Source organism: Neisseria sp. HMSC064E01 (assembly GCF_001808875.1).
Lineage (GTDB): Bacteria > Pseudomonadota > Gammaproteobacteria > Burkholderiales > Neisseriaceae > Neisseria > Neisseria sicca_A.
Window position 1 is genome coordinate 25,600 of sequence record NZ_KV794917.1, and the last position, 10,613, is coordinate 36,212.

Genomic DNA, 10,613 nt, shown 5'->3' on the forward strand with positions numbered 1-10,613 from the left:
GCCGTACTGGTTTAAATTTAATCCACTATACCGTTTCAGACGACCCCTCAAACAAGGACAACACCATGCAAACCGATTGCGACGTATTGATTGCCGGAAACGGGCTGGCGGCACTGACGCTCGCCCTGTCGCTGCCTGAATCGTTCCGCATCGTCATTTTGTGCAAAAACCGGCTGGACGACACCGCCAGCCGTCATGCGCAAGGCGGGATTGCGGCGGCGTGGTCGGGAGAGGACGACATCGGAAAACACGTTGCCGATACCTTGGAAGCGGGCGCGGGCTTGTGCGACGAAGCCGCCGTCCGCACCATCCTGTCGCAGGGCAAACCGGCAATCGAATGGCTGCTGGCGCAGGGCGTGGCGTTCGACCAAAATAATAACGACCTGCACCTGACGCGCGAAGGCGGGCATACCTGCCGCCGAATCGCCCACGTCGCCGATTACACGGGCGAAGCCGTCATGCAGAGCCTGATTGCCCAAATACGCCGCCGCCCGAACATCCGCGTTTGCGAGCGGCAGATGGCGTTGGACGTCCAAACCGAATCAGGCGCAGCGTGCGGGCTGACCGTCCTCGACTGCCGAACGCAAGAAACCTACCGCATCCGCGCCCTCCATACCGTACTCGCAGGCGGCGGCTTGGGACAGATTTACGCCGCCACCACCACGCCGCCCGAATGCACGGGCGACGCCATCGCCATGGCGATACGCGCAGGCTGCGCAGTCGAAAACCTCGAATTTATCCAATTCCACCCCACAGGCTTGGCAAGGTCGTCTGAAAACGGCCGCACCTTCCTGATTTCCGAAGCTGTGCGCGGCGAAGGCGGCATCCTGACCAACCAATCGGGCGAACGGTTTATGCCGCATTACGACCGTCGCGCCGAACTCGCGCCGCGCGACATCGTTGCCCGCGCCATCGCCGCCGAAATCGCCAAACAAACGCAAGACTTCGTCTCGCTCGATATCAGCCATCAACCCGCAGCGTTCGTCCGCCGGCATTTCCCGTCCATCCATCGGCACTGCCTGTCCCAATGCGGCTTGGACATCACGCGCCAAGCCATCCCCGTCCGCCCCGTGCAACACTACACCTGCGGCGGCATCCAAACCGACCCCAGTGGCAGAACCTCCCTGCCGCAGCTCTACGCCTTAGGCGAAACCGCCTGCACCGGCTTGCACGGAGCCAACCGCCTCGCCAGTAACTCCCTGCTCGAATGCGTCGTTACCGCCAGGCTTGCTGCCCAAACCATCGCGGACGGACAAGCATTCCAAACCGCACCGTCCAAAAGGTCGTCTGAAAACCCCTCCGCCGAAGCAGGCATCTTTTCAGACGACCTCCAAAACACATTCAGCCGTCCCGTCCTGCAAGCGTTCAACCAACGCCATCTCGGCATCCTCCGCAACGATACCGACCTGCGCCGCGCCATTGCCCAACTGCGGCTTTGGAAGCAAAAACAAATAGAGCCGCGCACCGCGTCCGAATACGAAAACCGCAACCTGCTCGAATGCAGCCTCGCCGTCGCCCAAGCCGCATACGCCAGGCGGCAGAACATCGGCGCGCATTTCAATACCGATTTGACAGGGAGTGTCGATTGGAAAAAGCAAGTGGCAGGCTGAAGAGTAAGGTTGTGCGGGGGGATATTTCTGTGAAAAAATGAAGAAAGGTCGTCTGAAAGAGGATTTCAGACGACCTTTCTCCACATCCAAACAAATCAATCCATCCCATCTGTTTCCCCTCTAAATATCATCCGTGCAAGCAACAATCGGTGCAATCGGTTAAAATGGGTCGTCTGAAATTTGTTTGACCGAATTGAGAAAACCATGTCCCAACAATACGTCTATTCTATGCTGCGCGTGAGCAAGGTTGTGCCGCCGCAGAAAACCATCATTAAAGATATTTCCCTTTCCTTCTTCCCCGGCGCGAAAATCGGCCTGCTCGGTTTGAACGGCGCGGGCAAGTCCACCGTGCTGCGGATTATGGCGGGTGTGGATAAGGAATTTGAGGGCGAAGCCGTGCCGATGGGCGGCATCAAAATCGGCTATCTGCCGCAAGAGCCGGAGCTTGATCCTGAAAAAACCGTGCGCGAGGAAGTGGAAAGCGGTTTAGGCGAAGTGGCGGCGGCACAAAAACGCTTGGAAGAAGTGTATGCCGAGTACGCGAATCCCGATGCGGATTTTGACGCGCTGGCGGAAGAGCAGGGCCGCTTGGAAGCGATTATTGCGGCGGGTTCGTCCACGGGCGGCGGTGCGGAACATGAATTGGAAATCGCCGCCGATGCGCTGCGCCTGCCGGAATGGGATGCCAAAATCGGCAATCTGTCCGGCGGTGAAAAACGCCGCGTTGCCTTGTGCAAACTCTTGTTGAGCAAACCCGATATGCTGCTGCTGGACGAGCCGACCAACCACTTGGATGCGGAATCGGTGGAATGGCTGGAGCAATTTCTGGTGCGCTTCCCCGGTACAGTCGTTGCGGTAACGCATGACCGCTACTTCTTGGACAACGCCGCCGAATGGATTTTGGAACTCGACCGCGGACACGGTATTCCGTGGAAAGGCAATTACTCGTCTTGGCTGGAGCAGAAAGAAAAACGCTTGGAAAACGAGGCGAAATCCGAAGCCGCGCGTGTGAAGGCGATGAAGCAGGAATTGGAATGGGTGCGCCAGAATGCCAAAGGCCGCCAAGCCAAGTCCAAAGCGCGTCTGGCGCGTTTTGAAGAAATGAGCAACTACGAATACCAAAAACGCAATGAAACGCAGGAAATCTTCATTCCCGTCGCCGAGCGTTTGGGTAACGAAGTGATTGAATTTGTGAACGTTTCCAAATCGTTCGGCGATAAAGTGCTGATTGACGATTTGAGCTTCAAAGTACCTGCGGGCGCGATTGTCGGCATCATCGGCCCGAACGGCGCGGGTAAATCGACGCTGTTCAAAATGATTGCGGGCAAAGAGCAGCCCGATTCCGGCGAAGTGAAAATCGGGCAAACCGTGAAAATGAGCCTGATTGACCAAAGCCGCGAAGGTTTGCAAAACGACAAAACCGTGTTTGACAACATTGCCGAAGGCCGCGACATTTTGCAGGTCGGGCAGTTTGAAATTCCCGCCCGCCAATATTTGGGTCGTTTCAACTTCAAAGGCAGCGACCAAAGCAAAATCGCAGGTCAATTGTCGGGCGGCGAACGCGGACGTTTGCACTTGGCAAAAACTTTGTTGAGCGGCGGCAATGTGTTGCTGCTGGACGAACCATCCAACGACCTCGACGTGGAAACCCTGCGCGCGTTGGAAGATGCATTGCTGGAATTTGCCGGCAGCGTGATGGTGATTTCTCACGACCGCTGGTTCCTCGACCGCATCGCCACGCATATCTTGGCGTGCGAAGGCGATTCGAAATGGGTGTTCTTCGACGGCAACTATCAGGAATATGAAGCCGATAAGAAACGCCGTTTGGGCGAAGAGGGCGCGAAACCGAAACGTATCCGTTACAAACCGGTAACACGTTAATTAGATTTGAACCAAAAGGCCGTCTGAAACTTTTAATGTTTCAGACGGCCTTTTATTTTTGATGTTTATGATTGTTTTCTTAATTGCGGATGGTTTTCCAGTGTATCAATGATGATTTCAATCATGCGGGGGGCGGTTTGCGCCAAATCAAATCCTTGCCCGGAAGAGAGCCAACGCCAAATCAAGCCGTCTAATGAAGACTTGATGAAGATGACCGCCATGTCGATGTCTAAGTTATCCGCCAGGGCTTTTTGTTGTACCTCATCGGTCAGTACCGCAACGATTTTTTCACGCCATAAGGATTGGTGTTTTTTAGCGATGGCGATGACCGCTTCGTTTTGATCGGTGTGTTCACATTTTAAGAACAAAATGCTGTGGAATTTATAGTGAAGCTCGTTGTGTTGCAGTCGCTCGAAAAAACGGGTCAGGGTCAGGCGGAAACTTGGCCAGGCCTGTTCGTTATTATTGTTTGAATCCTCCTTCATGCAGCTTTCGATGTCGTCGCAAATCCGTTGGAACAAGGCGTCAAACAAATCTTCTTTGTTTTTGAAATGCCAATACAGCGCGCCGCGCGTTACGCCTGCGGCTTGGGCGATTTCGTTGAGCGAAGTGCGGGCAATGCCTTTCTTATAAAACGTATCCAATGCGGCAAGCATGAGATATTCTTTGGTTTTTAAAGCTTCGGTTTTGGTTCTTCTCATAATTATTTTGTAGCAATGTAAATTTATGGCTTGAATTATAAAAAATTACTTCTGAACATGCAAGAATGTATGTATAATTTAATTTAATACTTGATAGTGTTTCTCAACACTATATAATCAGCCTGTTTTTCACAAAAGCAGGTAATTTCTGTTTGTGAAATATGAGATCAAACTAATCGATTTTTAATTAGTCAAACCTTTATTTATTTATAGAGATAGGAAAATTATGGCTCTTTATGCTTCTAAAATGATGCGTGTCGCGGCAATTGCAGCAGCTACTGCGTTGGCGCTTTCCGCTTGTGGCAAAGGCGATGAAAAAGCAGCCGGCCAACAGGCGCAAGGCAGTCAGCAACAGCAAAAACAACCTGCGCCTGAAGTCCGTGTGGTTACTGTGCATCCGGAAACCGTTGCATTGACAACTGAGTTGCCGGGCCGTCTGGAATCGTTGCGTACTGCCGAAGTTCGCGCCCAAGTCGGCGGTATTTTGCAAAAACGCCTATTCCAAGAGGGCAGCTATGTGCAAGCCGGTCAGCCTTTGTACCAAATCGACAGCTCGACTTATGAAGCAAATTTAGAAAGCGCACGCGCCCAGTTGGCAAGTGCGCAAGCGACTTTGGCTAAAGCGAACGCCGACCTGGCCCGCTACAAACCGCTGGTTGCCGCCGATGCCATCAGCCAACAAGAATATGATGCGGCGGTAACGGCCAAGCGTTCAGCAGAGGCAGGCGTCAAATCCGCTCAAGCAGCCATCAAATCTGCCGGTATCAGCCTGAACCGATCCCGCATTACTGCGCCGATTTCCGGCTTTATCGGTCAATCTAAAGTTTCTGAAGGTACGCTGTTGAATGCCGGCGATACCACTGTTTTGGCCACCATCCAACAAACCAACCCGATGTATGTCAACGTTACCCAATCTGCCAGTGAGGTTATGAAACTGCGTCAACAGGTTGCCGAAGGCAAATTGTTGGCGGCAAACGGCGCGATTGCAGTGGATATCAAATTTGACGACGGTACGGTTTACCCTGAAAAAGGCCGTCTGCTGTTTGCAGATCCGACTGTCAACGAAACGACCGGTCAAATTACCTTGCGCGCCGCCATTCCTAACGACAGAAATATCTTGATGCCGGGCTTGTATGTACGCGTGTTGATGGAACAAGTGGCAGTGGATAATGCATTTGTAGTGCCGCAGCAAGCAGTTACCCGCGGTTCGCAAGATACGGTGATGGTGGTGAATGACAAGAGCGAAATGGAAGCGCGTGTCGTGACCGTTGCCCAACAGCAAGGTAGCAATTGGGTGATTACAGACGGCCTGAAAGACGGCGACAAAGTGATTGTTGAAGGCATCAGCATTGCCGCTATGTCGGGTGCTAAACAGGTAACGCCGAAAGAATGGACGCCGCCTGCAAGCGCTGCGGCAGCAACAACGGCAGTTTCAGACGGCCAAGCTGCATCCGAGGCCAAGCCTGAAGCTAAAGCTGCATCTGAAGCCAAATAAGGAACGCATGAATGTCTAAGTTTTTTATTGACCGCCCCATTTTTGCATGGGTTATTGCGATTTTTATCATCGCAGCGGGTATTTTCGGCATTCAAAAACTGCCGATTTCCCAATATCCGTCCGTTGCTGCACCGACCATTACTTTGCGCGCTACTTATCCGGGCGCTTCTGCTCAGGTAATGGAAGACAGCGTACTGGCCGTTATCGAACGTAATATGTACGGTGTGGAAGGTTTGGACTATATGACGACTTCTGCTAATTCCAGCGGCAGCGGCAGCGTCAGTCTGACGTTTACACCGGAAACCAATGAAGATTTGGCGCAGGTAGACGTGCAGAACAAATTGTCGGAAGTGTTGTCCACATTGCCCTCTACCGTACAGCAATATGGTGTAACCGTATCTAAAGCGCGTTCCAACTTCTTGCAAGTGGTCATGCTTTCTTCTGAAAAGCAATCCATTGAGGAAATGAACGATTACGCCCAGCGCAATATCATTCCTGAACTGCAGCGTATCGACGGGGTAGGGCAGGTACAATTGTTTGGTGCGCAACGCGCCATGCGTATTTGGGTTGACCCGAAAAAACTGCAAAACTACAACTTGTCTTTTGCAACGGTAACCAACGCACTGGCTACTCAAAATATCCAAATTTCTGCAGGCTCTATCGGCTCTTTGCCGGCGGCTGCAGGTCAGACTATTTCAGCAACCGTTACAGCGCAAGGTCAGCTGAGCACTGCTGAAGAGTTCGGCAACATCATTTTGGTATCCAATACCGACGGCTCGAATGTCTATCTGAAAGACGTTGCCAAAGTCAGCTTGGGTATGCAGGACTATTCTTCTTCCACCCGCTTGAACGGCGTGAATACCACCGGTATGGCAGTGATGCTGTCTAACAGCGGTAACGCTTTGGCAACAGCGACTGCTGTGAAAGAAAAAATGGCGGTTTTGCAGAAGTATTTCCCAGACGGTATGAGCTGGAAAGTTCCTTACGATACTTCCAAATTTGTGGAAATTTCGATTGAGAAAGTGATCCATACGCTTTTGGAAGCCATTGTTTTGGTATTCTTGGTGATGTATCTCTTCCTGCAAAACATCCGCTATACGCTGATTCCGACTATTGTTGTACCGATTTCCCTGTTGGGCGGTTTTGCCTTTATCTCATACATGGGTATGTCGATTAACGTATTGACCATGTTTGCGATGGTATTGGTGATCGGTATTGTGGTCGATGACGCGATTGTGGTCGTTGAAAACGTTGAGCGTATTATGGCGAGCGAAGGTTTGTCGCCTAAGGCTGCCACCAAAAAAGCGATGGGTCAGATTTCCGGCGCGGTTATCGGTATTACTGCCGTGTTGATGTCCGTATTTGTGCCACTGGCAATGTTTAGCGGTGCAACCGGTAACATTTACAAACAGTTTGCCTTGACCATGGCGGCATCTATCGGCTTCTCCGCATTCCTTGCCTTGACGCTGACTCCGGCATTGTGTGCCACCATGCTCAAACCGATTCAGAAGGGTCATCACGAAGAGAAAAAAGGTTTCTTCGGTTGGTTTAACAAAAAATTCGACAGCTGGACACACGGCTACGAAGGCTGGGTTGCCAAAGTCTTGCGCAAGACTTTACGCATGATGGTTGTCTATATTGGTTTGACTGTTGTGGGCGTATTCCTGTTTATGCGTCTGCCGACTTCCTTCTTGCCGACTGAAGACCAAGGTAACTTGATGTTGAGCGTACAGCTGCCTGCCGGCGCGACCAAAGAGCGTACCGATGCAACTTTGGCTCAAATCACTCAACTGGCAAAATCTGTACCTGAGATCGAGAACATTATTACCGTTTCCGGCTTCAGCTTTGCAGGCTCCGGTCAAAACATGGCTATGGGCTTTGTCATTCTGAAAGACTGGAGCGAACGTACTGCTCCGGGCAGCGATGCGACTTCTATTTCCGGTAAGCTGACCGGCATGATGATGGCTACGCTGAAAGACGGTTTCGGTTTGGCGATTGTGCCTCCTGCCATTATGGAATTGGGTACAGGCTCCGGCTTGACGATTTACCTGCAAGACCGTAACAACAGCGGCCATGCTGCATTGTTGGCCAAGCGCAATGAGTTGATTGACAAAATGCGTAAAAGCGGTTTGTTTAACCCAAGTACCGTTCGTGCGAGCGGTTTGGAAGATGCGCCGCAGTTGAAAATCGACATCAACCGTGCCGCAGCAGCTGCACAAGGTATTTCGTTCTCTGATATCCGTACTGCTTTGGCTTCTTCTTTGGGTTCGTCTTATGTCAACGACTTCCCGAATCAAGGCCGTCTGCAACGCGTGATGGTACAAGCTGATGCAAGTGCCCGTATGCAGCCTGCCGATATTCTGAACCTGACCGTACCGAATAAATCCGGTGTTGCCGTACCGCTTTCTACCATTGCTACTGTTTCTTGGGAAACCGGTATGGAGCAAAGCGTCCGCTTCAATGGTTATCCGGCAATGGAGCTTTCCGGCTCGCCTGTTAATGGCGTATCTTCCGGTCAAGCCATGGCTGCGGTACAGCAAATGGTTGACGAAATGGGCAGCGGTTACAGTCTGGAGTGGGGCGATCAGTCTCGTGAAGAGGCCAAAGGCGGCTCGCAAACTGTCGTGTTGTACGCATTGGCCGCTGCCGCTGTATTCTTGGTATTGGCTGCTTTGTATGAAAGCTGGTCTATCCCGTTGGCGGTTATCCTTGTGATTCCGTTGGGCTTGATTGGCGCGGCATTGGGCGTAACCGGACGTAACATGTTTGAAGCACTGCTGGGCAGCATTCCGGCATACGCCAACGATATCTACTTCCAAGTCGGTTTCGTTACGGTGATGGGTTTGAGTGCGAAAAACGCGATTTTGATTATCGAGTTTGCCAAAGACCTGCAAGCGCAAGGCAAGAGCGCGCTTGAAGCTGCGCTTGCCGCCGCACACCTGCGTTTCCGTCCGATTATCATGACTTCGTTCGCCTTCATCTTGGGTGTGGTACCGCTCTATGTTGCCAGCGGTGCCAGCTCCGCCAGCCAACGTGCGATTGGTACGACCGTGTTCTGGGGGATGTTGATCGGTACGATTCTGTCTGTGTTCCTTGTGCCTTTGTTCTATGTGGTTGTGCGCAAATTCTTCAAGGAAACTGCACACGAGCATGAGATGGCCGCCAAACACGCCGCTGAAGCCGGCATGATTGAAGACGGTAAACACGATTCAGACAAGCACTAAAGCAAAGGCCGTCTGAAAACTTTTCAGACGGCCTCAAAATGCTAAAGGATTCTAAAATGAAGAAGATTACATTCAAACCTGTACTGACCGCCGTTGCCGCCGCCGTGGCTTTATCGGCCTGTACCATGATGCCCAAATATGAGCAGCCTCAAGTTGCCGTTGCCGATACGTTTAAATACGACACCGTTGACGACGGTATCCGTGCCGCTGAATTGGGTTGGCAAGATTACTTTGCCGATCCGCGCCTTCACCGCCTGATCGACATCGCATTGGAACGCAATACTGATTTGCGTACAGCCGCGTTGAACGCCGAAATCTACCGCAAGCAATACATGATTGCCCGCAACGACCTGCTGCCGAGCATCAACGCCAGCGGTACCGGAACTCGGGTAGGCAGTTTGAGCGGCGGCGTTACCCGCAGCGAATACACCGTCGGTTTGGGCGCGGCAGCCTACGAGCTTGACCTTTTCGGGCGCGTCCGCAGCAACAGCCAAGCCGCATTGCAAGGTTATTTCAGCGTAGCCGCAAACCGCGATGCCGCCCACCTTGCCCTGATTGCCGCCGTTGCCAAAGCCCATTTCAACGAACTGTACGCCCAAGAATCGATGGCATTGGCGCAGCGCGTGCTTAAAACCCGCGAAACCACTTACAAACTTTCCCAAATGCGCCACAAAGCAGGTGTGATTTCCGCCGTCGATTTGCGTCAACAGGAAGCCCTGATTGAATCTGCCAAAGCCGATTACGCGAACGCCGTCAAAAACCGCGAACAAGCCCGCAATGCCTTGGCTACCCTGATTAACCAACCCCTGCCGGAAGATCTGCCTGCCGCGCTGCCTTTGAGCAAACAGTTCAAAATCACCCGACTGCCTGCTGGCTTGAGTTCCGAAGTCCTGCTGAACCGTCCCGACATCCGCGCCGCAGAACACTCGCTCAAACAAGCCAATGCCAACATCGGCGCAGCCCGTGCCGCCTTCTTCCCCACTATCAGCCTGACCGGTTCGGTCGGCACCGCGTCCGGCGAGTTGAGTGGTCTGTTCAAAAGCGGTACAGGCATTTGGTCGTTTGCGCCTTCCATTACCCTGCCGATTTTCAATTGGGGTAGCAACAAAGCGAATCTCGACGTAGCCACGCTGCGTAAAGAAGCGCAAATCGTCGCGTACGAAGCCGCCGTCCAAGCCGCTTTCCAAGACGTATCCAACGCCTTGGTCGCACGCGAGCAACTCGACAAGAGTTACGCCGCGCTAAACAAACAAAGCCGCGCCTACAACGACACTCTGCGTCTCATCAATCTGCGCTACAAACACGGCGTATCCAACGCCCTCGACCTGCTTGACGCAGAGCGCAGCAGCTATGGCGCAGAAACCGCGTTGCTTGCCAATCAGCTCACCCGCCTCGAAAACCTCGCCGACCTCTATAAAGCACTCGGCGGCGGTTTGAAACGCGAAACCGTTAGCCAGTCAGCCGCGCAGCAGTAAGACTGTTTGAAATAAGCGTTATCAAAAACGTCGTCTGAAAACCGGATATCCAGTTTTCAGACGACGTTTTTATGTCAGGGTTTGATTTTAGGGTGTTGGGTTAGAGGTCGTCTGAAATTGGAGAGTCCATTTCAGACGACCTTTTGTCCATGGATGAAAAGGTGTCATCGGAAGAGGGGACTTTCGCCAGTTTGGCTTTTTATAGTGGATTAAATTTAAATCAGGAC

General features: G+C 52.4%; 6 protein-coding genes. 5 read left to right on the forward strand and 1 reads right to left on the reverse strand.

What is annotated here, in order from left to right; genetic code table 11:
* The first annotated feature begins 65 nt into the window (after positions 1-65).
* A complete protein-coding gene (nadB, locus tag HMPREF2572_RS04390; RefSeq protein ID WP_070496409.1) occupies positions 66-1,610 on the forward strand; it encodes an L-aspartate oxidase in 1,545 nt (514 codons plus the stop codon).
* Positions 1,611-1,814: 204 nt separating this feature from the next.
* Positions 1,815-3,491: an energy-dependent translational throttle protein EttA gene (ettA, locus tag HMPREF2572_RS04395; RefSeq protein WP_036493894.1), complete on the forward strand. Its 1,677-nt coding sequence runs from the start codon at positions 1,815-1,817 to the stop codon at positions 3,489-3,491.
* Between the two features lie 65 nt (positions 3,492-3,556).
* Here ettA and HMPREF2572_RS04400 read toward each other — a convergent pair whose 3' ends face one another.
* A complete protein-coding gene (locus HMPREF2572_RS04400; protein ID WP_070496410.1) occupies positions 3,557-4,192 on the reverse strand; it encodes a multidrug efflux system transcriptional repressor MtrR in 636 nt (211 codons plus the stop codon).
* Positions 4,193-4,418: 226 nt separating this feature from the next.
* Between HMPREF2572_RS04400 and HMPREF2572_RS04405 the strand changes: the two genes are divergently transcribed.
* From HMPREF2572_RS04405 to HMPREF2572_RS04415, 3 genes are read left to right on the forward strand one after another with little or no spacing between them, the layout of a single operon-like run.
* Positions 4,419-5,687, forward strand: coding sequence for an efflux RND transporter periplasmic adaptor subunit (locus HMPREF2572_RS04405; protein WP_070496411.1), 1,269 nt, complete (start codon positions 4,419-4,421; stop codon positions 5,685-5,687).
* A gap of 11 nt (positions 5,688-5,698) precedes the next feature.
* On the forward strand, positions 5,699-8,911 hold the full coding sequence (locus HMPREF2572_RS04410) for an efflux RND transporter permease subunit (protein WP_070496412.1): 3,213 nt from the start codon (positions 5,699-5,701) through the stop codon (positions 8,909-8,911).
* Between the two features lie 56 nt (positions 8,912-8,967).
* Positions 8,968-10,386, forward strand: a complete 1,419-nt coding sequence (locus HMPREF2572_RS04415; RefSeq protein ID WP_070496413.1) for an efflux transporter outer membrane subunit — start codon at positions 8,968-8,970, stop codon at positions 10,384-10,386.
* Positions 10,387-10,613: the final 227 nt, after the last annotated feature.